Origin of the sequence: Wolbachia endosymbiont of Anurida maritima (genome assembly GCF_042182995.1) — a bacterium.
GTDB lineage: Bacteria > Pseudomonadota > Alphaproteobacteria > Rickettsiales > Anaplasmataceae > Wolbachia.
Window position 1 is genome coordinate 778,542 of the sequence record NZ_CP102058.1, and the last position, 24,718, is coordinate 803,259.

Consider the following 24,718-nt stretch of genomic DNA (forward strand, 5'->3'; position numbering starts at 1 on the left):
ATCCTTAAATTAGTATTCACTATATCTTAATAACTATCGCGTAATCAAAAGAGCATTGTAATTAATTTTGGAGTAAATATGCTAGGATCAGCAAACACAGATAAGGGTGAAGTCACATTAATTTCTAATATACCAATAGATGAAAATGGCGGGATAACACCAGGAATTCCACTAATACTAACACCTCGAAAGATAAACTCAACAGCTAGAAATAATACACTATTAATATTTGACTTTAATCAAGCTATTACCGATGGGTTTATGTGCAGATCCTTTGCATCCAAACATTATAATGATTATGGTTCTGGCAAAGAAAATGCAGTAGCTGAAGAAAAAATAAAAGAATTTTTACAAGACCCAGGAATCAAAAATGAAGCAAAGCTAAAGTCTGTATTGCAGTCTGCACTTTCAAGCGGAGTAGAAGCTGCTATAGTATCACTTACATATCCCAAAGTAGTAGAGTATGTAGTGAAAAATCATTTAGGTTTAACAGAAGAGCAGGCACAAAGTATCAAAGTATTTGAAGGAGTAACTAATAGTCAAACCCTACAAATTGAAGATCCAGCAAAAATAGCTGAAAAAATGACTAAGCTTCAAGATTCACAAATCGGAAAACATCTATGTGTTTTATATCTTTTAAAAGCATATAAGAAAGACAAAGGTATGTTACCACAAAAAGTAATGTTAGTTGATGGTAATCAGATGAACATTAATCCTGCTGATGACTTCCGTAGAAACGTAAAGGAATTATTAGAAAAAGATATGGAGAGTCTCTTAGAAGATATAGACCAAGGAATAGCGAAAGTTGATATCAAGGAAGAGGAAATAGAGAATATCACATTCAAAGGGATTAATGTATCGAGTGAGCCGACAACAGAAACAGACAAAACAGTGGATGATGGCTATTTAGGCAAAGTAAAAAGATGGATTGAAGGACGTTCAGATATACCTTTAACTCCTCCACCATCGTACAAAAGCGAAGATGACTCTGAAGAGTCTTTGCTCCCAAATAGTGAGTCTGATACAGACAGCTATGCACCTCTAGAGAGCAAAAAAACAAACAGAATCTGGCCAAGAGTAAAATATACCATGCAGCAGAAGAGTTTTGTAATTCCTGCAACAAGTTTTTTTCTCATTACAACATATCTATCTTCTTCATGTTTATATCGTCTATTATATTTAAAGGAAACAATAAATTTTATAGATTATATAAAAAGCTTTCAAATATGGCCGCTAGTAACCATATCTTCTGGATTAGCTGTCATAGGCTTGTGTGCTTTTATATATAATTATAGAAATACCGAATCGCCAGCTGTGCGCGGTCTTGATGATTTAAGTAATGTGGTGAGTAACAATAATTTAGTTCATGACATTACAATATATAAAAAGAATAATGATCTAGTAAAATTTAAAAATAAGAGTTATGCAGGACATAGAGAAATACCAAATTTTACCTATAAAAAATTAAAATTAGTAAAGGAAAGAACATTATTCAATGTTTGTCTCTCCTCGCTTATAACTGTCGGCTCTATATATCCACTTATCAAGTACTTAGAATTAGGATCAGAAGGCTTTATTAAATTTTTTCGCTTTAGTAGTGGAAAAGAAGAACTCATGATCTCCAAACTCCTTGTTTCAGAAAACGACGCAAAATTACTCAGCCATTTTAATAATCATAATTTAAAACTAATTGCATTTGCTGCAGTTTTGACTGTACTTGCAGCATCTCTGGTATGTATACTTGCGTACTATCGTAATGAGAAAACACGCATAGAACCATTAAAATTCGATATACTTGTTGACGATAATATTAAAGCAATAAATGATCGATATCTTGAAGAAGTAAAAGGCAAATGTAAAGAAATAAGTACAGAAATAGAAACCGTTGTTGTTAGGCATTATAATGATGTTGACGAAGAAAAGAAAATAACTGTTTTGGCGTTATAAAATTGATATGATATAGCTAGTGCAACCCTACATCATACCGCCGCAGAATAATTAACGTCATACCGCCGCGGTATCTCTTAGCCGCTAACAAGTAGCGGGATCTATCCGTGACGGTATAGCTATACCTTTTTTCTACTTAGTTTGGGTTATGCAAGAAGTCTAAGAGCATGTCTTCAAACTAAGTAGAAAGGAGTTAAGAAGTGTGTTATAAGATATATTTTAAATGTACCCAAGCGATATAAGTGACAAAGAATGGAAGATGATAGAGCAATATTTTGAACCTAAAAAGACCGGCAGACCAAGAAAACACAGTATCAGAACGATTATCGATGCAATAAGGTATGTGATGAGAACAGGCTGTCAATGGAGACAACTACCTAAGAATTTTCCACCATGGAAAACCGTGTATAGTTGTAATTCGCGTTTAAAAAAAAGTGGAATATGGCAAGAAATTCATGATTTTCTAGTTAAAAAACTAAGAAAGATAATTGGTAAGAATGAAACTCCATCAGTAGGAATAATTGACAGTCAATCAGTAAAAACCACTCAAAAAGGGGATCCAGAGGATATGATGCTGGCAAGAAAGTAAAGGGTAGAAAACGCCACATCGTTGTAGATACTCTAGGTCTTGTAATTGCTGCTGAAGTACACAGTGCAAGCATTCAAGATCGTGATGGTGCACTAAATCTTTTTGTTCAAGCCAAATGCAAAGCTCCAACATTACGTAAGTTTTTTGCTGATCAAGGATATACAGGTAAATTGCAAAACCGCTGTTTATTGGAAACTGGATGTTTGTTGACGATTACCAAGAAAGTAGTTGATACAGGATTTCAGGTTATTCCTAAACGTTGGATTGTTGAGAGAACCTTTGCTTGGCTCTCCAATTTTAGACGTATGAGTAAGGATTATGAGCATTCTCCTCTCACTTCAAAAAATAACATCTTTTTTAATATGATCACTATTATGCTTCACAAATTAGCTCATTCTTGAGTTTGAAGACATGCTCTAATGAAGTGAAAATAAATTTATTTACCAAGATAGAGTTGTCTTGGTCTACAGATCTTAGTTTCTTTATCATTTATCATTTCATACCACTGAGTAACCCAACCAGTGGTTCTTGCAAGTGCAAAAATAGGCGTGAACATATTTGAGGGAATATCGATAGCATTCATTATTATACCTGAGTAGAAATCAACATTTGGATATAACTTACGCACGATAAAATATTCATCCTTTAAAGCTATTTCTTCAAGTTTTTTTGCAATCTTGAGCAATTCATTATTTTGTTCTAGTTTACTTAGAACCTCATGACAAGCGTCTTTCAATATACGCGCGCGCGGATCATAATTTTTATAAACACGATGTCCAAATCCCATCAATTTAAATGGATCTTTATCATCTTTAGCTTTTTCGATGAATTTATCTATATCTCCACTTTGCTCTATCTCTTTTAGCATATTTATAACTGCCTCATTAGCTCCACCATGTGCTGGTCCCCAAAGTGTAGCAACTCCTGCAGAGAGGCTTGCAAACAGATTAGAACCAGCCGATCCCACCAATCTGACAGCCGCCGTAGAAGCATTCTGTTCATGATCAGCATGGAGAGTAAATATTTTATCCAAAGCTTTTGCAAAAAGGGCATTATCAACAGCATCGCCAAATATCATCTTTAAGAAATTTTCACTGTAACTTAATTCATTGTTAGCACTTATGAACTCCTGATTGTTGATATGCCTATAAATCATTGCAACAATTGCAGGAATTTGCGCTATTGCAGAAATTCCAAAGTCTAGATCTTCACCATTGACATTGTTGCCATGCTTTTCATAGTAAGATGCTGACAAACTTGCAAAACATGCAACTAAAATCGACATAGGGTGGGCAGTTTGTGGAAATGCTTTAATTACATTTGTAATTTGCTCTGATACTTTGGATAACTTGTGTATTTTGAGAAGAAATTTTTTGTGTTGCTCTGAACTGGGTAGTTCACCATGGAGCAATAAATAAATCACAGCAGTAAAACTATTATTCTCTGCCAAATCAGCTATATTATGTCCCCTATATTTAAGCACTCCTTCATCTCCATCAATAAATGTAATCGAAGAAGAACATGAAGCTGTGGAAACAAACCCCGGATCATAAGTGAATAATCCTGTCGTCTTATATAAGTCCTTGATATTTAACACGTTAGGACCTATTGTTCCACTTAATATAGGTAACTCGATTTTTAATCCATTACTTAGTTCTAATAGCACTTTTTTATCCATCACTTAAGCTACTTAAATTTTATACAGAATATACAAATTGAGGAGTATATATTAATACAGTTAACTTTACATTAACCGGTCATCAATGCTTTTACTTTTGCATTTAAGCGACTTATTTTACGCGCAGCAGTATTCCTATGAATAACACCTTTATTCACACACTTGTGTAAATGAGATTCAGCATTCCGAAATGCCAGAACAACATTTTCTTTGTCGCCAGACTTGATTATATCAACCAAATTTCTAATAGCGGTGCGAGTTCTACTTTTCCGCATCTTATTTATTAAAGTGCGCTTTGCTATTACCTTTATCATTTTTTTAGCACTCTTATGATTTGCCATATATTAATACCTAAAATACTGTACTTTTCTTTTAATTATAAAGCTTTTTTGTTAATTTGCAATATCAGTTTTTTCTGTGGTTAATTTACTACTTCTCTCTTCAATAATTTTTTCTAAACTTTGCAAGAATTCACTTTTGTTTAATCCAGGATATATTGGGGGCAATATTTCTATTACTGCCTTTCCGGGATTCTTTCTCAGAGAAAGTATGCTTTTTGGCCAAAACAAACCAGTGTTTAAAGCAACTGGTAATACAGGAACAGATAATACGCTATATAAAGCAGCAATACCTGGTTGATATTTTATATTTTGGTTTATAGTCGTTCTTGTGCCTTCAGGAAATATTATTATGCCTCTATTTTCTTTTATACGCATTTTTGCTAATTTAATGATATGACGCATAGAACTGATACCATCTGAGCGGTTAATAAAAATCATTCTGAGCGCCATGAGATGCAAACCAATGAATGGAATCCATTTCAACTCACGTTTTAAAATAAAAACCGCCTTTCTAAATAGTAGTATAAAAATAAATGTTTCAAATGGAGATTGGTGTTTTGATGCAATGATAAAAGGTTGCTTAGGAATGTTTTCCATTCCCCTCACTTCATATTTAATGCCACATAATAAACGCAGCATGAATAATACAACTCTCACCGAACAGACGAGGAAAATAGTCATTATACGCGCAGGGAAGAGAATTACAGGGAGAGTAATTAAAGTATAGAATACTTCCCATAATATAAGAAAGAAATTAAACAACAAACTTGAAATCATAAACCCATATAAACTTATTTTGAATTTAACTTTACTACGAATTAAAAACAATAAGTTTAATTATTGATTATCTGAGTAATAGGATGCGAATCAGCTAGTTTGTCCTTTAACTTTTCGTTAGCAATATGAGTATATATTTGTGTTGTAGAAAGGTTAGTATGGCCAAGAATTTTCTGTATCAACACAATATTTGCTCCGCTATTTAGTAGATGGGTAGCAAAAGAATGCCTAATCACGTGTGGAGAGATATTATTTTCATCAATATTGCATTTTCTTGCCAACTCCTTCATTAATTGACCGACCCTCTGCCTTGTAATTGGTTTATTAGGTTTATCACCTGGGAATAGCCAATCGGATTCCTTTTCTTTAGAGATTAGATTATCACGAACTGATAAATAATTTCTAAGGCTCTGTAATGCTTGTTCATTAAAAAGGATTTGCCTCTCTCTACCACTTTTTCCTTTTATTATTATATAGCATTCTTTGTTATTACTGTTTATTAAATGTGACACTTCACACAACTTCATATTAATTAGTTCAGAAACACGCATTCCAGAAGAGTAAAGGATATCTAAAATCGCACATAGCCTTTTACTGCTTATCTCTTTATTCGATTCGCTTGCTGATTTTCTCACTGTGTCAATTAGCAAAAATATTTCTTTGACACTTAAATACTTAGGCAAAGGACGAGAAACTTGTGGATTCTTTAATTCAGCATCATTAGCCGGCGCTGGATTAAAATCTATTATTCCGTCATTAAATAGACACTTATAGAAATTTTTCATAGCGGATATTTTTCTTGATATAGAGCTACTTTTATATTTTTTTTGTGTACATAAAGATTTCACATAATCTTTAATATTGGTTTTGTTTACACCAACCAAGGTAGTGCCGCTTTCCAATAAAAATTCTTCAAACTGGTGTAAATCCGAACGATAACTTTCCAGAGTATTTTGTGTAGCGGACCTCTCTGAAGCCAAAGCATCTATGTAATATGTTATGTAAAGATTTTCTTTTTTATTTTGCGACTGTTTATTTTTCATTATCAGCTCCTATATTTATTTCTTTGGCTATAATTTGATTAGAAGTGTTCCCTGTGTTTCTTATGAGAAAATATGAGATAAATAAGGCATTTATCAATAGAGTGAACATCACAAGCTTTTGCTTTAACCTTTTTCTTAAATTTGATCTTACTCTTATCATAGTTAAATTATAACGTCAAATCTATAAAAAACACCTTATAAAGTGAGCTCTACTATAAATATAGAATACTTCTTAGCTGTATCTATCTATATTTATTATGACATAACATTTATTATAATTCTAATATAGACAAGTGGAGATTTCAATTACGTTAGTGTTATGGGTGTTAATAAATTTTTAATATACACAATGAGTATTTTACAAAAGAAGGAATCAAATGGCATCTTTTTTTAATAAAGTGCTAATAAAAGGAACGGTCACATTTGACCCTATAGATTCATTATCTATCTTCTCTATAATTTTGTCAATGCTATAGAAAGAACGTTCTATTCTTGCTAAAATATAATTAATCACTTTTAAATCAATTTTTAACTGTTTATCTGAAAATCGTTTTATTAGCATGATTCTTAATAATTCTTCGCTTGCAGGCAAAATTTTTACGCTGATAGTTGATAATATTCGAGAACTTAAATCTCTTAGTGTGAAGTTAAGCTTTTTTGGTGAAATTGAAGAAGTGATTAGCAGCCTCTTGTCGTTTTCTTTCATGTAATTGTAGCAATGTAATAACATTGCTTCATCTTTAATGTTTTGTACGTCTTCTAAAATAAAAGCATCACTATACCTAATCTCGCTTACGAAGTTATTCACATTGATAAAGATTGCATCGTTTATTGATTGCCAAATATGAGCAAGATGAGTTTTACCAGAGCTTTTAGGTCCAAAAAGAATCAGACATTTCCAAGATAAGTCATCAATTACTGAATTATATATGTGCTTGTTTTCATCTAAGATGATGTAATTTTGCCGACTATAATCAGCTCGATTATTGTCAAATAAATTTAATTGCACGTTAAGCCTCTTACGTAACCTCTTTCTGGTAGTAATTTTTGCGCAAAAATTTACTTACGCTTCTCAAATATGTCAGGTATTCTAGGTTCATTTCTCCTCTTACCATAAATTGATTATGCAAAAGGTCTGTTAGCCGTTTTTATAAAGCTCACTTTTAAAATATTTATTGATTGCATATTCTACTGATACATTGAACATTGCTATTATTGGAATAAAAAGTAATATACCTATAAATCCAAAATATGAAGCGCATATAGTAATTCCCAGAATAATTACAGTTGGATGTATATGAACTTTTTTTCCTATTAATAAAGGGACTAATATGTTTGAATCTATTAATTGTCCAACACCAAATAATAGCAAAACAGCAGCACTTTCAAACCATCCACTAAATTGAGTGATAGCGCTCAAGAACCCAATAATGGTATATAATAATGGCCCTATGTAAGGTATGAACGTTAATATTCCTGATAAAATTCCAATAATAATAGAGTGTTTCAATCCGATTATGCTCAGGCTCACAGAGTAAAAGACCATCATGACAATACATACATTTACCTGCCCCTTTAGATAACTAGATATAATGAAATCTACTTTGGAAAAATAATTTGCAACTTTTTCTCTATAAGGCATAGGAATTAATTTATTAGCTTTTTCTATAATTAAAGGCCAATCACGTAATATATAGAAAAACACTACAGGAGTAATTACCATTAATGATACCGTATTAAAGCTTGAACTTAACACTTGGATTATAAAGTTACTAGCAATATCAAGAGCATTTATGAAATAAGATACATAGTCGCTGTAATTTTCTGCTAGATTTTTAGATAAGTGATCAAATAAGCCATCCTCGATTTTTATATTAAGAAATTCTAATACAGAGGGGATTACTTTAAGTTTTAATGAAGGCACTTTACTCACTAAGAAATTTAATATTGAAGTAACTTGAACATATATAATAGGTAAAACAAATGTTATAACTAGTATAAAAGCTATTAATAAAACAAGTATTATAAAAATTACAGAACATGAACGCGGTATTCTATACTTTTCAAACTTGACTACTAGCGGATTAAACAAATATGCAATAACAATAGATATTAAACATGGAAAAATCATAGGACGCATCAGGAATAACATCCCTATTATAAAAAGCAGTATAAAACAAATAGTTATATGACGTTTTTGCATGCTTTTAGCATAGCTAATTTACTGAAAAATATGCAATTTATTTTTCCTATGTTGAAAGTATTTGACGATTTGTAATACTATTTATTACTTCTGTTAAGTAGTAGTTTTTTGTTAAGAATATGGAATTTTAGGCATAGAATTCCCCCATGTGAAAAAAAGATTCAGAAAAAATGNCAGTGCCATACGACAGAGATTAAGCATGTGTGTGCACCCACATACGCTGAAGAAGATACGCTACATTTTTAGCTNGAATTTTAGATGCGTAATAGAAAGGCCTGCAGGCAAAGATAGATTTTGAGCTCTCTAAATATCTCTTTTGCTATTATAATTATGCTAATTAAGTAGGGGAAGTAATTTTTCATATAAAGTCAATTTTTTTTTTGAAAAGAATTTGGGGTAAAGAGGGAAGCCTCTGCAAAGAGAAAGTAGGCCTCTTCTTAATCCTATTGAAATTTTAGATAGCCTGCTATCATACACTTACGCTAAAAGTGATAAACATGTGCGCTAACAAATTCAAGAAATACAAAATAGCAGCATTAATAGTTGCAGCGGGAGTAGGCAGTAGATGCAATTCTACGATTCCTAAGCAGTATACAAAACTGGCAGGTAAATCTGTTTTATTTCATACAATTAAAAGATTTCTGGCTAACCAATATATAGATTACATAAGAATAGCAATTAATAGAAACCATGAAAATTTCTATGAGAAAGCTATATCGCCAATTACAGATACTAAATTACTAAGTCCAATATATGGAGGAGAAAGTAGGCAAAATTCAGTTAAACTAGGGCTTAAAAGCTTACAAAAAGTTAATCCAGATTTTGTAGTTATACACGATGCTTGTAGGCCTTTTGTGTCAGATGTTCTGATAGATAACTTGACTCAGTCCATGATTAATGATCAATATACAGGAGTAGTACCAGCAATAGAAGTCGAAGACACTATGTCATTGGTGGGTAATAATTTCGTTGAATCTACGATTTCAAGAGGAAAACTCAGAGCCATACAAACTCCTCAAATTTTTAATTTCAAAGAATTATTATCGTGCCATCAATCAGACAAAGAATTTACTGACGATTCATCACTAATGGTAGAGCACAAAAAACATGTTGCGATTATTAAAGGTGAGAAAAGCAATTTTAAGTTAACCACAAAAGAGGATATCAATATGGCAAAGCTTCTCTTTGAAGAGCCAAAATTTCGTGTCGGAACTGGTTATGATATACATAAGTTCATTAAAGTTCAAAATGGTGCTGAGAGCTTTATAAAAATTTGCGGTGTGAAAATTGAACACAACATGGCAATAGAAGCGCACTCTGATGGTGATGTTGCAATACATGCAATCGTTGATGCAATACTCGGAGCACTGGGATGTGGCGACATAGGAGAGCACTTTCCTCCTAGTTCCTCTGAATGGAAAGATTGCAATTCATCTCACTTTCTTGACTTTGCTGCTAAAAAAGCAAAGGAAAAAGGGTACAGCGTGTCTAATTTAGATATTACTATAGTTTGTGAGGAGCCTAAAATATCGCCTTACAAAGTAGAAATGAAGAAATTCATATCAAAAGCATTAGAAATTGATGATGAATTTGTAAATATCAAAGCAACCACTGCAGAAAAATTAGGTTCTATTGGAAGAAATGAAGGAATAGCAGCATATGTTTCTGTGTTATTGCATACAAACTTTTATTGGGAATAGAAACGAAAAAACTTCCTTCGCCAGGCCCCTTATCATGACAAGGGGACTGGCGAAGCTTGTCAAGTAGTTTCTATTGAATGACAATTGTAGCTTGGGAGGTAATGCAAGAAATCTGTTATTTTAATTGTGTGAAATTTAGTTTTGTGTTTCGTAGTATTATATAATCGAATTGATAAAAGCTGTATTATCTCCTTGCAGCATTAAATGTATATTTTTTGCTATTTTCTCTACTAAGGGAGTAACATTATCAAAATTTGAAAATTTTGATAACACATAATCTGCTAAGCTTTTTTGATCTTCAGGTCTACCCACTCCAAATCTCAAGCGCCAATAATCGTTGCCAATAAAACTATCTATGGATTTAAGTCCATTATGTCCAGCAGAGCTACCACCTTTCTTTACTTTTATTCTTCTAAGTTCCAAATCAGCGTCATCGTGTATGACAATGATATTATCTAGCGATAATTTGTAAAAGTTTCGTATTTTTGCAACAGGGATGCCTGAATTATTCATAAATGAATAAGGCTTTATTAACATAATTTTATTATCATTAATTATGCCAGAGGTTATCAGATAATCGGCTTTTTTAGAGAACAACTGAAAACCCCAATATTTGCAGATTGCATCAACGGTGATAAAACCGATATTATGATGAGTTAGCTCATATTGACTGCCAGGATTACCAAGCCCAACTATCAGATGCACTATTCCTCTGTTTCTGCTTGAGGTTCTTCAACGTCACTATCGGCAGCAGAAATTGTAACAATGGTAAAATTTTCTTCTTCATGAGCTACAAACTTAACACCTTCTGGTAATTTTACATCATTGATATGTATAGATTGGCCAATCATTTTGCCGGATAAATCAACTTCTATAACCTGAGGTATTTTATCAGGAGAGCATTTAACAGCAATAGAACGACACAAAACATTAAGCACTCCGCCTAACTTGATCCCTGGAGCTTTACTTTCATTCACAAATGATAGAGGTATGTCTATTTTAATTTCGCTGCCTTTATCAACAAATTGAAAATCAACATGTTGCACAGTATCCTTCACTACATGCAATTGGACATCGCGAACAAGAGCATACTCCTTTTTGCCCGAAATATTCAGCTCTATCAAATGTGCAGAAAGAGAGCCTGACTTATATTGCTTTGTGAATTCCTTTGCAGACAATGTTAAATTTACGTTATCATGGCCTTTCCCATATATGATTCCAGGGATGTTTCCTTTCTTCCTTAGAGAATGCATCGCTTTTGTTTTTGTCACGTTACGTAACTCTGCATTGATTGTTACTATTTCCTGTTGCGTCATCGATTACTCCTATTCAGCTAATCCTTTTAATATAATTTAATAATAATATAACATAAAAATATTTATTTCAAACTTCATTCTTTCATACTAATTGTTTGTGAAAGGATTTATTTGGATATATATTTAAGCTTATTTAACAAGAACTATGGGCATTGACGATAAAGTAGTTTTTAGGATTTATAAACCAACAAAAACTGCAACACAATCTGGTTTAGGTAATACAAATCTCTGGCACCTGAAAATTGAATCTGGTTCTTACTACATTGAACCTTTAATGGGGTGGGTTGGCTCAAAAGATCCAAAAAAACAGATTGTATTAAAGTTTGATTCTCTTGAAAAAGCAGTATTCTACGCAAAAAAACGCAACGTTAAATACGTAATTGAAATGCCAAAAAATGTTAAGAGGCTGCCAAAATCTTACACAAGCAATTTCATACTAAAGTAAGGTTTATTGTGGTGTGCTTATCTGTAAAAGATAAAACTTAGTATAACCAATTTAACTCTGGGTTTTAAGTTGTGCTAACACACTGCGGCCATTTAAAGAGTCAAGATTTTTAACCTGGCTAGCCAGTATTAAAGAGTTATTTTTTAGGTATTTCTTTACAAGGCTTGCAAGTCTTTTTGGATTATTTAAATAGCTCCACTCTGCTTGTAAAACTTTTATATCACTTTGTACTAAATTAATTTCACTTTTTATTTTTATTAGCTCTCTATTTAATGACTGAACATGTAATTTTACTTTAAATAGCCCTACAATGCTAAGAAAAAACATAACTATTGAAATGATACAGAAAGTTCTCATGACAACTTCTGTATAGCTCTTAGTTTTGCTGAGCGTGAACGCGGATTTGCACTTACTTCTTCTATACTTGCTTCGATCACTTTTTTATTTAAAAGAGAGAATGTCTTGCAATCAGTAGCACATAAATCTTTAAAAANAGTTTTGACTATACGATCTTCTAAGGAATGAAAGGTGACGACAATTAATTTGCCATTCTCACTTAAAATCTCAGATGCAGCTTTAATGCCCTTTTCAAGTTCTCCCAGCTCATCGTTTACCCATATTCTGATTGCCTGAAATGTTCTGGTTGCAGGATCAATTTTGCTTTTTCCACGGAACACCACAGAACGTACAATATTCGCAAGCTCAAATGTAGTTTTGATAGTTTTTTTCTTCCGTGCACTTACTATTGCTCTTGCGATTTTGCGAGAATGATGCTCTCCTCCGTAGTTATATATAGTATTTGCAATTTCTTCTTCGCGTAAAGCGTTAACAAATGTTGAAGCGTTTATATAAGAAGAGTTATCCATGCTCATATCGAGTGGACCATCATGCAGAAATGAGAACCCTCTATCTCCGTTATCAAGCTGCATAGATGAAACTCCGATGTCAAAAACTATTCCACCGATACCTCTAATATTGTTGCTATCTAATAAATTTTTAATATTACTAAACTTCTCAATAGATAGGTTTATTCTATCGGGATACTTAACGCTTAAATCATCATAAAACTTAGTTACCGTTTCATCTCTATCAATTGCATATACTTTGCAATCAGCTGACTCCAATATTGCTTTGCTATACCCTCCAGCTCCAAACGTAGCATCGACATATATACCACCATCCTGCGGTGATAGTAGTGATAGCATCTCTTTTAACAAAACTGGAGTGTGTGCCATATCAAAAGATTTTGTGTATATAGATAAAAATAGCTTCCTCACTGAAACATGGTAAAATATATGATATAAAAATACTTAATATAGTCAATGATATTAAGATTTAATGAGATATTATTATTAATATAATATTCACATAATGCCCACATTTCCTCCCCATATTTGAAAAAATAAGACATGCCATTACGGTATAAAACAAACTGTGGTGTATAGCTCCAGGGTGTAAAAGGTTGAAGAAGGGATTATGGAACCATACACTTAACTCAACGCCTATCAGTTATGAAGCGCTAAGCAGATCTCTCCCTTGGTTATGTTTTTCTACTTGTACGTCACCTTCAACAGCTGTACCTCCTGACTTGCCATCACTACCAAAATACTTATCTATCAGATTTTTGAATCCAACCTGAAAGTCATTATCAATTATCGAAATATTATTTTCTGGTGTAATAGTATCATACTTTTGTGGCATTAATTTTTCTTTTAAGCAACACAAGATTGATAAGTCCACTAAGCAAGTTACAAGCAATACNACTAGCAATTATATTATAACCGTATACTGCTGCAGCAATTCCAGCAACAACTGAGGTTAATAAAGTAAATAGTGCAACAATACCTAACTTGCTTATTCTTACATAGCCATAAAATGATTGAGTTACAACCTCACATAGCTGCTTCTCTGTCAGATCAAAAACTGCACCAAAATTAGGATCATAAAATGCAAAGCTATTATCTGAATTTTTCTTTATCAGTACAGCGTGCCCAGAATCTCCACTTATAACAGGATTATAAGATATTTTCATATACTGATTTTGATTCATTGCTGCTAGATTTAAGTCTGCTACAGTTAGTGTCTTTGGCTTTTTCATTGCTAGGAAAGGTGACTTAACTATTTCTTTCTGGGGTAGTTGTTCGAATTCTTCTATGAAATTCTCTTGTGCCTTCTCACTCATTCGTTTAAATAAAGTATTAATTATTTTTCTCACCTCCTTCATTACTTCGTCATCTTTGTCAAAACTGTTGTACATTTCCTGCCAAAATTTCTGCTTATTTACTTCATCTGAATTAATATCATCATTTTTGACTTTCTTGATTAAATCATTTACTAGTGATCTTTTTTTCTCAATACTATCAAATGCTTTAACAAAAGATTCTTTGTTAACTAACAAATTATTTAAAGTAATATAGTCACACAAATGTCTACATATTCCGTCTATTTTTTCCCGATTGAGAAATTTTTTATAGTCTTGAAACATTTGTTCGTCAGATTCAATGATATTCATTAGATCTATCTGTGCATTAGGTGCAAATTTCTCTTTGTATTTAGAAAATATTCTGCTCATAAAAACCCCCTATTAAATGATCATAAATAAACTGTACTAGATAAAAATTTTTTAGATTTTTCCACATATATAATTATGCCAAAATGTTGAAGAAATGTCAAGTTTTCTTGCCTTTGGCAAGTTGACGTATGAACAAAACTTTAAAAAATGCTACGGTTAAGAAGTATTACTGTCACGTCAGCAATTCAAATTTATGACTTTGTTATAGTTTGTAATTACCCTGAAAGACTTAAGGGCCTTACCCCATAAGTGTTGAAAGTAACACAAAAAAGACATAAAGAACTATTATTGCAAGAAAATGGAGGCAATAATGGATCAAATAGAAAGAGTACTAAATTTAATAAAAGATGAGGATTTAGAAAGGCTAGGAAAATTAAGTGAAGTAGATAAATGTAATACTAAATTGTTGGGCAAGATTATATTTAAAGGTCTAATGAAGTTAATATTAATGGGGCAAAAAACAAGCCTAAGAGCGCTAGAAATGGTAATAAACAGGTGTATAATGGATAAGAATAGCGATAAAAGTACAGTAACATACAGTGGTTTGTCAAAAAGGTTAAAAGTTATAAATCCAGAATATTTTAAGGGAGTATATATTGATTTGATGAGCAAGATTAAAAAGCTATTACCCCAAAAAACATCAAATAACTTACATAAGTTTGATTCGACGATCATAAATTTATCGGGATATCTCATAAAAGATGGGCTAAAAATAGGCGGTAAAAGTAACGACAGTCAAGTTAAAGTGAGTGTAGGATTAAAGGATCAATTGCCGACAAGTATAAGATTTTGTAAAGGACAAGAAGAAAGTAGTGAAGATATAGCATTAGTGAGAGCAATTAATGAAGCTAAAGTTGAAAAAGAGGATATTTTATTATTTGATAGAGGAATCAGAAAAGTTGGAACTTTTGCCGAATTTGATGAAAAGGAGTACAAATTTATCACAAGAGTTAAAGTGGGAAGAAAACATGATGTTATAAGCAGGAACAAAGTTATAAGAGAACAAAAATCGGATGGATCAGAGATTTTAGAAGATATAATAGTTAATCTTTATCGTGCACGAGGTAAAGTGGCAGAAAAGCATGATCTACGGCTAATAAAAATCAGAAATAAAATTGGAGATGAAATATGGTTTTTGACAAACTTGTTTGAAATGCCAGCTTATGAAGTAACAGAGCTATATAGGCGCAGATGGGATATAGAAGTGTTCTTTAAATTTATAAAGCAAAATCTTGGATATAAGCACTTTTTAAGCCATACTATGAATGGCATGAAGGTGTATATTTACATGATTATTATTACGGCTTTGTTATTTCTTGTTTATAAAATCAAAAATAATCTACATGGGTTCAAAATAGCATTACTGCAATTCACATTGGATCTAAATGACTCTTTTATACGTTCGATTGTTTTACTGTCGGGAGGTAATTTACATGCCGTTGATCATCTCATATCACGTTATTTTTGATACTTTCAACACTTATGGGCCTTACCCCTTTACGTATAATCAGTGGACAAAATCTCCCGATTTATTTATCCTACCTATCACACTCTGGATGTAGAGGATTATGCAACAAATAACAAAAGTAATATTTTCAAGTTTGATTTGTAACACTTTATTATGGTATGACCACATGCTTTTTGGCCATTTAATAAACATAATAGGTGGTGTGTTTTTTCCATCGGATGATCAACTAACCAGGGTATTGAAGGCTTTTGGAGTGTTTGCAGTGGGTTTCTTAATGAGACCAATCGGTGCTGCTATATTTGGTCACATTGGTGATAAGCATGGCAGAAGAGTTGCCTTATTGCTCTCGATTATATTAATGACTTTATCAACCGTATTAATTGCTTTTGTTCCAGGTTATCAAAGCATTGGAATACTGGCGTCAATGCTGGTAGTTTGTTTAAGGTTATTGCAGGGTATATCCCTTGGAGGAGAAGCAGGAAATGCACCATTTTTAATAGAACACGCTCCTAAAAACAAAAAAGGATTTTTTGGCAGCATTGAAGTATTAAGTGCAATTCTTGGTTCAATATTAAGCCTGATAGCGGTACTCATATGCAAAAAAGTATCTGATTTTGAATCTTGGGGGTGGAGATTACCTTTCATTTTTAGTTTAGCAATGGGATTAATCAGCATATATATGAGATATATACTTGATGAAAGCCCAGAGTATAAAAGACAAAAAAATCCATCTAAATTGCCATTAAAAGAGTTATTAAACAATTACAAAAAGCCTGTTCTAATATCAATAGGTATTGACTTGGTTGAAAATGCGTCTCTCTACATATATCTAATATTTTTCAGTGTGCTTACGTCAACAATAAGCACTCATTTTAGTCACATAGTGGAAATACTGAATCAAGTTGCACTTGGAGGCCTGACCATATTGTTTGCAATACTTTCTGATAAGATAGGGAGAGAGAAAGTCATGAAATTCGCATTTGTGACTTTTGTGATAGTAAGTTATCCAGTTTTTTCAATGTTATGTAGTGGTGAGGATTTGCTGATCACAATGGCACACATTCTTTTTATAATCCCGATAGCTGCATCGCTTGGGCCTGTTAGTGCACTGATGTGTGAATTATTCCCAACAAAGGTGCGATATAGTGGATTTGGTTTATCAAGGAATATAGCTTCTGGGTTTTTTGGTGGTCTTGCGCCATTTATATGCACAACAATTATCAAAATTACAGGACAAGAGACTTCAGCTAGTTTTTACATGATTTTCTGTGCATTAATTGGGCTAGTTGCTATATCGCAAATTAAGGATTAGCTTTCTTCAAGTATAGTTGCAGTATAGCAGAGTTTAAAAAAATCTAATTATATGGTGGGAAGTGCCAATTTTTAGGTGATAATGTGAATATTTCAGCACCATCTTTAGTTACTCCGAGCGTATGCTCAAACTGCGCAGAAAGTGAAAGGTCACGTGTTGTCACTGTCCAGCCATCTAATTTACTAAGCAGAGTTTCATGTTTTCCAGCATTAATCATTGGTTCTACTGTAAAAAACATGCCTTCTTTTAAGACAAGATCCTCATCTTCATCATAAAAGTGTACGACATTTGGTGGAGCATGAAAGACTTTTCCTATACCATGTCCGCAGTAGCTGCGTACGATAGAATATCCAAAATCTCTAATATATTTCTCTATAGCGAGCCCTATTTCATTTAACTTATTGCCGGGTTTAACTTGTTTGATTGCTTCCATCAATGCATGATAAGTAGCGTCACACAAACGTTTTGCTTTTATTGATGGCTTGCCAACCCAAAACATGCGACTTGTATCACCATGCCAACCATTTAAAATCACCGTGACATCAATATTTAAAATATCTCCATCTTTAAGCGGTTTATCATCGGGAACACCATGGCACACAACTGCATTTTTTGAAGTGCAAATCGATTTTGGATACCCCCTATAGTTTAGTGGTGCTGGAATTGCACCTGCATTGATTATAAATTCATGGCATAGATCATTTAACTCATTAGTTGTCACTCCTACCTTTACATATGGTACAATGAAATCAAGAGTTTCAGCAGCAAGCCTGCCAGCCTTTCGCATAAACTCAAAGTCTTCTTGTGAGTGTATAGTTATGTTCATATTTTCCATGTCTTATTGTAATTAGTGATCCTTTACGCTTGCTTGCAAGTACATAAACATAATAACTTTACATATTATAAAAATAAGTACTATGGATCCTAGTGTCAAGTCATTTGTATGAAAGGTGGTAAAACAGAAATCTAGACTGTAACTTTTGATTTAACCCAATTATACAATTTACTCATTTTACCATCTTGTCCTAACATACCAGAGTTATTTTTATAAAAAGTGTCAACTATTAGCTTTATAGAACCTATAGCAGCAGAAAATACAGGATTTTTATCATATTCGCCATCAAGACCGCTACAAGACTCAGGGCACCCAATTCGAACTTGCTTATTGAATATATAGCCTGCAATTTCCTTCATGCTTGTGAGTTGACTAGCTCCACCTGTGATCACTACTTTATTAATTGGATCTTTCTGCTCTTGAAATTGCTCTCTTACCATTTCAAGTATTTCTTCAACTCTTGGTCTTATGATGTTAATAAGCTCAGATTTGAATACCTGAGTAGGTTCATCATTTTCGTTGTTTTGCATTGTAATGTACTCATTCTCATCTATTGAAGTTACGATAGTGCTGCCATACAGTATTTTTATATACTCTGCACGTTCTATGCTTGTGCATAGCCCGTAAGCAATATCTCGAGTGATATGAACGCCACCAATTGGAACGCTGCTTGCATACACAAGTTTCCCTCTTTTGAAAATTCCAATTGCAGTGCACCCACCGCCTATATCAACAATAGCAGTCCCGAGCTCTTTTTCATCTCCACTGAGACACGCAAGACCTGCAGAATATGCAGAAGCAATACAACCTGCCATATTTAATCCACCATTATTGGTAATACAGTTTTCAATATTGGTAAGCGCTGGACGCGAAGCAGTGATAACATTAACATCAGCAGATAGTCTTTTTCCGTACAATCCACCAACTTCTTTTATGTCAGTCATGTCATCTAAATGATATTTCAGTGGTATATTGTGAATGATAACATTTTCTTCAATATATTTCTCAAACGTCTGAAAAACTACACGTTTTATATCCCGGTCAGAAATTTCATGATTAGCTGCAATAATTTCATTATGTACATTAAAAGATGAGATGCCACATCCAGCAACGTTCACATATATCTGGTCTATAGTTTCCTCTGACACTTGCTCAGCTAAACCTATAGTTGATGAGATGGAGTAATTTGCGTGTTTGGCATCGGTGATCGATCCACCGTTTATGCCTTCTGCAATTTTATAGCCTATCCCTATTATTTTATAACTAAAGTTACTATTCATTGTAACAATTAGACAGATAATCTTTGTTGTACCTATGTCTAAAACAGCAAAAACGCTTCTTTTTGGTTTTACTACTACTGCAGAGTACATTAGTTAACCTTACTCATTCAAATTGTACTTCCTTTAAATAATTTATATTTCTATTATAAAAATACAGCAACACTTTAATATACCCTAAATTCTTGACAAAAGAAAAAATAAAACATAAAATTAGGCTTTTTATATCCAAGTTATTATGCCCAAATTACCCATTGTAATCGCTCCTGATGAAAGACTAGTCACGCGTGCCAACGAAATAACAGAAATAAACGATAAAATTAAAGAATTAGTAAACGACATGTTCGAAACTGTGGAGTATGCGGATGGTCTTGGCCTTGCTTCAGTGCAGGTTGGAGTGTTGAAAAGAATTTTCGTCACAAGTATACCACCAGAATACCAAGATGAACAGCCTGGATACCAATCAACAGGGTCTTTTTGTATGATTAATCCAGAAATTACAGAATTGTCCGATGAGCGGGTAGTCCTCAAAGAGGGGTGTCTTTCAATTCCAGAACAGAGTTATGAGATTACACGTCCAAAGTACTTAACTGTGAAATATAAAGACTTAGATAATGAAGAAAAAGTAATGAAAGCTAGTGGCTGGCTTGCAAGGTGCATTCAACATGAACTAGATCACTTAAATGGCATATTATACATTAGACATTTATCTAAATTGAAGTATGATATGGCCATGAAAAAAGCACAGAAGATTAAAAAGCAATATGAGTAAGGATGATCTAGAATTACTAAAATTTTACCATGAAGTGGGCGTTGATTGTACGCTAACAGAAGGTGAAGAGGAAAAAAAAGTGGCAAACGAGGAGGATAGCAAACTTGTGCAGTCTCCTATTATCCGCACTGAAGTCCAGAAAAAAGAGCAGCAATCCATGTTCCCAAGTGACTGGATCATTGAAGCAAGGAAACTTGCAAGTGAATGTAGTAGTGTGGATGAACTAAGAAGTGCAGTTAAGTCATTTGAGGGTTGTGAAATAAAAAAAACTGCAACTAATACTGTTTTTTCTGATGGTAATCCGAATGCAAAAATCATGCTTGTTGGTGAAGCTCCAGGAGCAAATGAAGACCTTCAAGGCATACCATTTTGTGGTGCAAGTGGAATGTTGCTCGATAAAATGCTCAGTGCAATAAATCTTGATCGCACTAAGGTATACATAAGCAATACCGTATTTTGGCGCCCACCTGGCAATAGAAAGCCAACCGACCTAGAGCTTGACATGTGCAGACCATTTGTAGAGAAGCATATTGCACTTATTTCACCACAAATTTTAGTTTTAGTTGGTGGAATTGCGTGTTATAGCCTTCTTGACAGCACAAAAACTATATCGAATTTGCGTGGCAGATTTCATACATATACTAACCAATATTTGTCCAATTCAATCACCACAGCTGCTATATTTCATCCAGCTTACCTACTTCGCCAACCGGCACAAAAACGTTTAGCCTGGGAGGATTTGAAGAAGATTAGGGAGTATCTTGATAACACCAATAACTGTACGAATACTTAACACCACTGGTGTCGCCGCAGAAACGAAAAACTTGCTTCGCCAGTTCCCTTATCATGATACTGAAGATATTTATTTATCTTCGCAATCTCTGCAGTGGATTAATGACAAAAAACTTAGTGTATTTGGCATGCTTAATTTTTTGCACTATGTGCACCTTATGTCTTTATAAAACTTTAGCTATACAAGCCGAAACGCGCTGTTTAAGACAGTAAAAGACGTCAAATAGACAAGGGAGAATTTGAATACTAGCTACCCTAGGGTTTCTTTGCCTTTTTTTTATTTGGTAAATTTCTTAATATTTATATGGAAGGTGTCATCCCAGTCTGGGATCCAGAAAACTTAACTTTAAATAAGTGGCTGCATAATAAAGACTAGATCCCAGACTGGGATGACAAGAGGGGGCACTGCCTTCATAAAGGAACTAGTGTCAGCTACTTGCATGACATCATCATAAAGGAACTAGTGTCAAGCACTGGAATGACACCCTCTTGGATGGAAACCAGTGTCAGCTACTTTCATGACACCTTGACAACTGTCATCCCGCTACGTGTTAGCGGGATCTAGAAGACCGCGGCGGTATTACTTATTATAGCTATAGTTGTACATGAGTTACAAAAGCAATATTTACTAGATCTTAATATTTTAGATCTATATTTTAATAAATAATGAGCTGGAACTAGTATGAATGATCCATTTAAAAGTGAGAACTATAAAAAAAATTTCGACTCCTTGATAGAAGCTATAAAGCTAGGAAATGCGGAGAAACAATATAACAAAACGTTAAGGGATTTATCCTATGCATTAGAGGGTTTTACAGATGAGGCAAAAGGTATAGCTGAGTTTGTTATATACACTGACTTGAACAATTATGTAGAACCACCATTAGGTCTTTTTAAAACATTAATGAATAGAATTTTGGGAAAAAATTTTCCAACTAAGAACAGTAGTATAAGTAATTTTGTAAATGATGAGTTGTCAAGTTTCACTTTAGAAACAGCAGCTAAGTATACAAGAATTTTAAAAAAAATTGATATCTTAGAACAATTAGAAAAAGAATTAAGAAAAAATAATATTTTAAAAGACCCTTTAAATTTAGAGCAAAGTGAAAAAAGTCAAGGAAAAGATAGATCACACGGAGTGAGTTTGGAAGGTAGAAAACAAAAGGAAGGTATTTTTGAGCTGCGAAAAGAAGAACAGCCGAAAGAAAAATTAGGTGGTAATCGCATGAGGCAAATAAAGCGGCCAACAACAGCACCTCCGGCTGCTCCAGATTCAAAGGAGGTACGCTCTAAATCAGAAATATCCTCAGGTGGAGAAAGCAAGACAAAGTCTACATCTTCTTTACTAAAGGGAGCTAATAGTTTTAGTATACCTGATGCTAAGGAAAATCCTTCTGAGGATTCAGGCTATGAAAGTTCATTGAGTGAATCGTCTGAATATGAAGAAATATCAAATTATCAAAGCAAAATTCCAACAGAAAATTCGCAGAGTTCAAACCCACCTAAAGAAGAGCCAATTTATGCAACAGTTTCTAAAGAACATATGGAAGCAAAAAGAGAACGTAAACAAAAACAACAGTCTAAACCTCCAATATTGCCAAAACCATCAACAGCACCGCCAATACCAAAAAAGATGTTTACCACTGGTCAAAAAGTTAGACAAAAACCAAAAGTGGTAGAACCTGCAGTATCGCTAAAGCCTAAAAATCTAGGCCAAAAAGTAAGCACAGAGCCAAAAGTAGTAGGAGTAATTCTTAAAAAATCAGATGAAAGAGTACCACTAAAATCTGAAAATCAAGACAATAGGGAATCAGCACAAAAAGCTGCTGGTAAGGCGATACCGAAAGGAGGAGTTAATCGCGAGAGGGGCAGTAAAGTAAAGGCATTAAAAGAAAAATTTGAGCAAAATCAAGCAAAAAAAAATGCAAATGTGCAGCTTGCTGAAAACACAACCACTCCAGCAGTACAAGCAGATATCAGTGTGAAGAAAAAACAATCTCATTCATCTCCAACAGGAAATAAAAGATCTGCAACGAAACACGTAACAGCAAAATCTGATCCGAAACCCCATGTGAGCAAAAATCCTCCTTCCACACAAGTAAGTGTTAAGGAAATGGTTGCACAAATTGAAAAAGGAAAAGGAGGAAGATAGTAACATTTGGCAATGTTCAAAAAAACATATGTGTCAAGATTGTGAGCAAACTTAGGAAAGCCAGAGAGGATACCCACTGGGATGACACCATTTGTTGTGTTTAACAAATTTCGTACTTAGCTTTATGTTAGCTACAAACATTAAGCAATTTACTAAACGGAAAAAAAGGCAAAAGAAGCCCCGTGGTTGGCTAATTACTTACATTATACTTTCAAGTATGGCGTTTTTTTATTCTAAACGCTTAATAACCGCGATTTAGCTGCTTTTTAATGCAACTAACCTTTAGTCATAAATGTTTAAGAAATTTACTAAACAGAAAAAAAGGCAAAAGAAACCCTAGGGTAGCTAGTTATTCACTATCCATTTTTTAAGTTGGCGTTTTTTTATGTTTTAAATGCTTTATAAGCGCGTTTCAGCTTATATAGCTAGAATATTGTGAAGACATAAGGTGCACATAGTGCAAAAATTAAAAATAAGACGCCAGATACGTGAGTTTTTTTGTCATTTAATCTGTACAGAGAAGATAAATAAATAGCTTCAGTTTCATGATAAGGGCGCTGGCGGAGTTTGTAAAGTAATTTTCTCTGTTTCTGTGGGCTACCTAAGTCTATTGATTTCATTAGAGCCGAAACTCTTGAGACCTAGGTGATAATTCTATCTAAAAGAATGCCGAAAAAGAGCAGCAACCCTACGTAGGAGTTATTTTTAAATATGGACATGCATTGACTGGGATCGTCAGGATTGAAATTTTTGTATTGGCGGTGAAATATGAACCCTACAGCAAGTAGAGCAATATAAAAAATGTTATTTAATGATGATAAGATACCAGCATGTAGCCACGTCATAAGAGATATTAAATAAAATCTTTTCAACCAAGATTTTGTTGTATCACCAAAATATAATGCGGTAGATTTCATTCCGAGTTTTTCATCATCTTTTTTATCTTGATGGGCGTATATGGTATCATAACTCAGCGTCCAAAAGACGCATCCTATATAAAACAGCAAGGATTCTATGCTGATCTGGTTTGTTATTGCTGCTGAGCCCATGAGCGATCCCATATTGAAGGTAAACCCTAAGAACAATTGTGGCCACCAAACATAACGCTTTAATAAAGGGTAAGTAGCTATCATACACATTGAGATTATTCCAAGTATGAGTGTAGTTTTGTTAGTTAATAATAAGATTACCAGGGCAATAGACAGTAACAGTGAAAGTAAAGCTAAAGCCTGCTTTATGTTTAATGCACCACTTGCAAGTGGCCTATATTTTGTTCGTTCAACGTGCGCATCTATTTCTCTATCGAAAATGTCATTGATTATGCACCCTGCAGGTCTCATTAAAAATGCACCTATAGCAAACAAAACAAGGAGAAAAAGAGCCTGATACGATAGAGAAGTTGAGGCCAAAAGAATACCGCTCAAACTGGGAAATAGCACAAGCCACAAACCTGTTAAACTGTGCAACCTCATTAATGAAAAGTAATGGTTGAAATACAT

Annotated in this window: 24 protein-coding genes and 1 pseudogene; 11 read left to right on the plus strand and 14 right to left on the minus strand. The window is 33.6% G+C overall.

Translation table 11 applies throughout. The features are described 5' to 3' along the window. Positions 1–78: 78 nt before the first annotated feature. The 3 genes from NOX90_RS04320 to NOX90_RS04330 all read left to right on the plus strand — a co-directional run bounded on the left by NOX90_RS04320 (position 79) and on the right by NOX90_RS04330 (position 2,937). On the plus strand, positions 79–1,947 hold the full coding sequence (locus tag NOX90_RS04320; RefSeq protein ID WP_375603669.1) for a hypothetical protein: 1,869 nt from the start codon (positions 79–81) through the stop codon (positions 1,945–1,947). A 223-nt stretch (positions 1,948–2,170) separates the two neighbouring features. Next, on the plus strand, positions 2,171–2,536 hold the full coding sequence (locus NOX90_RS04325; RefSeq protein WP_375603639.1) for a transposase: 366 nt from the start codon (positions 2,171–2,173) through the stop codon (positions 2,534–2,536). A gap of 17 nt (positions 2,537–2,553) precedes the next feature. Continuing rightward, positions 2,554–2,937, plus strand: coding sequence for a transposase (locus NOX90_RS04330; RefSeq protein ID WP_375604573.1), 384 nt, complete (start codon positions 2,554–2,556; stop codon positions 2,935–2,937). Between the two features lie 35 nt (positions 2,938–2,972). On the opposite strand, the gene NOX90_RS04335 is transcribed toward NOX90_RS04330, so the two are convergent. The 6 genes from NOX90_RS04335 to NOX90_RS04360 form a co-directional block, all read right to left on the minus strand. After that, a complete protein-coding gene (locus NOX90_RS04335) occupies positions 2,973–4,214 on the minus strand; it encodes a citrate synthase (RefSeq protein WP_375603670.1) in 1,242 nt (413 codons plus the stop codon). Positions 4,215–4,285: 71 nt separating this feature from the next. Beyond that, positions 4,286–4,555: a 30S ribosomal protein S20 gene (gene rpsT / locus NOX90_RS04340; protein ID WP_375603671.1), complete on the minus strand. Its 270-nt coding sequence runs from the start codon at positions 4,553–4,555 to the stop codon at positions 4,286–4,288. 51 nt (positions 4,556–4,606) lie between these two features. Further along, complete coding sequence (locus tag NOX90_RS04345) at positions 4,607–5,332, minus strand: lysophospholipid acyltransferase family protein (RefSeq protein ID WP_375603672.1); 726 nt, start codon at positions 5,330–5,332, stop codon at positions 4,607–4,609. Positions 5,333–5,388: 56 nt separating this feature from the next. Further along, positions 5,389–6,375, minus strand: coding sequence for a tyrosine recombinase (locus NOX90_RS04350; protein WP_375603673.1), 987 nt, complete (start codon positions 6,373–6,375; stop codon positions 5,389–5,391). Positions 6,376–6,748: 373 nt separating this feature from the next. Then, complete coding sequence (locus tag NOX90_RS04355; protein ID WP_375603674.1) at positions 6,749–7,384, minus strand: DnaA ATPase domain-containing protein; 636 nt, start codon at positions 7,382–7,384, stop codon at positions 6,749–6,751. Positions 7,385–7,513: 129 nt separating this feature from the next. Next, positions 7,514–8,578: an AI-2E family transporter gene (locus tag NOX90_RS04360; protein WP_375603675.1), complete on the minus strand. Its 1,065-nt coding sequence runs from the start codon at positions 8,576–8,578 to the stop codon at positions 7,514–7,516. 497 nt (positions 8,579–9,075) lie between these two features. Between NOX90_RS04360 and ispD the strand changes: the two genes are divergently transcribed. After that, on the plus strand, positions 9,076–10,278 hold the full coding sequence (ispD, locus tag NOX90_RS04365; protein WP_375603676.1) for a 2-C-methyl-D-erythritol 4-phosphate cytidylyltransferase: 1,203 nt from the start codon (positions 9,076–9,078) through the stop codon (positions 10,276–10,278). 156 nt (positions 10,279–10,434) lie between these two features. Here ispD and pth read toward each other — a convergent pair whose 3' ends face one another. Both pth and NOX90_RS04375 read right to left on the minus strand, forming a co-directional pair. Next, the gene (gene pth / locus NOX90_RS04370; protein ID WP_375603677.1) at positions 10,435–10,983 is read right to left on the minus strand and encodes an aminoacyl-tRNA hydrolase; all 549 of its coding nucleotides are present in this window, start codon (positions 10,981–10,983) and stop codon (positions 10,435–10,437) included. After that, positions 10,983–11,594, minus strand: a complete 612-nt coding sequence (locus tag NOX90_RS04375) for a 50S ribosomal protein L25/general stress protein Ctc (protein ID WP_375603678.1) — start codon at positions 11,592–11,594, stop codon at positions 10,983–10,985. Before NOX90_RS04375 ends, pth begins: the two co-directional genes overlap by 1 nt. A gap of 145 nt (positions 11,595–11,739) precedes the next feature. Here NOX90_RS04375 and NOX90_RS04380 point away from each other — a divergent pair, with 145 nt between their 5' ends. After that, complete coding sequence (locus NOX90_RS04380) at positions 11,740–12,039, plus strand: NADH dehydrogenase ubiquinone Fe-S protein 4 (RefSeq protein ID WP_375603679.1); 300 nt, start codon at positions 11,740–11,742, stop codon at positions 12,037–12,039. Positions 12,040–12,090: 51 nt separating this feature from the next. Here the strand turns inward: NOX90_RS04380 and NOX90_RS04385 are convergent, their stop codons facing one another. The 3 genes from NOX90_RS04385 to NOX90_RS04395 all read right to left on the minus strand — a co-directional run bounded on the left by NOX90_RS04385 (position 12,091) and on the right by NOX90_RS04395 (position 13,740). Next, on the minus strand, positions 12,091–12,396 hold the full coding sequence (locus NOX90_RS04385; RefSeq protein ID WP_265023451.1) for a hypothetical protein: 306 nt from the start codon (positions 12,394–12,396) through the stop codon (positions 12,091–12,093). Next, a complete protein-coding gene (gene rsmH / locus NOX90_RS04390; protein WP_375603680.1) occupies positions 12,393–13,274 on the minus strand; it encodes a 16S rRNA (cytosine(1402)-N(4))-methyltransferase RsmH in 882 nt (293 codons plus the stop codon). Before rsmH ends, NOX90_RS04385 begins: the two co-directional genes overlap by 4 nt. A gap of 274 nt (positions 13,275–13,548) precedes the next feature. Continuing rightward, complete coding sequence (locus NOX90_RS04395) at positions 13,549–13,740, minus strand: hypothetical protein (RefSeq protein WP_375603681.1); 192 nt, start codon at positions 13,738–13,740, stop codon at positions 13,549–13,551. 996 nt (positions 13,741–14,736) lie between these two features. Between NOX90_RS04395 and NOX90_RS04400 the strand changes: the two are divergent. The 3 genes and pseudogenes from NOX90_RS04400 to NOX90_RS04410 form a co-directional block, all read left to right on the plus strand. Next, positions 14,737–14,857: pseudogene (locus tag NOX90_RS04400) on the plus strand (IS481 family transposase); the annotation flags it as partial. 52 nt (positions 14,858–14,909) lie between these two features. Further along, positions 14,910–16,079 carry an IS4 family transposase gene (locus tag NOX90_RS04405; RefSeq protein ID WP_253303197.1) on the plus strand — a complete coding sequence of 390 codons (1,170 nt, stop codon included), beginning with the start codon at positions 14,910–14,912 and terminating at the stop codon, positions 16,077–16,079. A gap of 100 nt (positions 16,080–16,179) precedes the next feature. Further along, complete coding sequence (locus NOX90_RS04410) at positions 16,180–17,391, plus strand: MFS transporter (protein ID WP_375603682.1); 1,212 nt, start codon at positions 16,180–16,182, stop codon at positions 17,389–17,391. Between the two features lie 43 nt (positions 17,392–17,434). Here NOX90_RS04410 and map read toward each other — a convergent pair whose 3' ends face one another. Further along, positions 17,435–18,217: a type I methionyl aminopeptidase gene (gene map, locus NOX90_RS04415; protein WP_375604606.1), complete on the minus strand. Its 783-nt coding sequence runs from the start codon at positions 18,215–18,217 to the stop codon at positions 17,435–17,437. A 140-nt stretch (positions 18,218–18,357) separates the two neighbouring features. After that, positions 18,358–19,596 (minus strand): cell division protein FtsA, encoded by a 1,239-nt coding sequence (gene ftsA / locus NOX90_RS04420; RefSeq protein WP_375603683.1) that lies wholly within the window; start codon positions 19,594–19,596, stop codon positions 18,358–18,360. Positions 19,597–19,741: 145 nt separating this feature from the next. Here ftsA and def point away from each other — a divergent pair, with 145 nt between their 5' ends. From def to NOX90_RS04435, 3 genes are all read left to right on the plus strand, one after another. Continuing rightward, positions 19,742–20,275, plus strand: a complete 534-nt coding sequence (gene def, locus NOX90_RS04425) for a peptide deformylase (RefSeq protein WP_375603684.1) — start codon at positions 19,742–19,744, stop codon at positions 20,273–20,275. Then, positions 20,268–21,068, plus strand: coding sequence for a uracil-DNA glycosylase family protein (locus NOX90_RS04430; RefSeq protein WP_375603685.1), 801 nt, complete (start codon positions 20,268–20,270; stop codon positions 21,066–21,068). Before def ends, NOX90_RS04430 begins: the two co-directional genes overlap by 8 nt. A gap of 681 nt (positions 21,069–21,749) precedes the next feature. After that, a complete protein-coding gene (locus tag NOX90_RS04435) occupies positions 21,750–23,219 on the plus strand; it encodes a hypothetical protein (protein WP_375603686.1) in 1,470 nt (489 codons plus the stop codon). 641 nt (positions 23,220–23,860) lie between these two features. Here the strand turns inward: NOX90_RS04435 and ubiA are convergent. Continuing rightward, positions 23,861–24,718: a 4-hydroxybenzoate octaprenyltransferase gene (ubiA, locus tag NOX90_RS04440; RefSeq protein ID WP_375603687.1), complete on the minus strand. Its 858-nt coding sequence runs from the start codon at positions 24,716–24,718 to the stop codon at positions 23,861–23,863.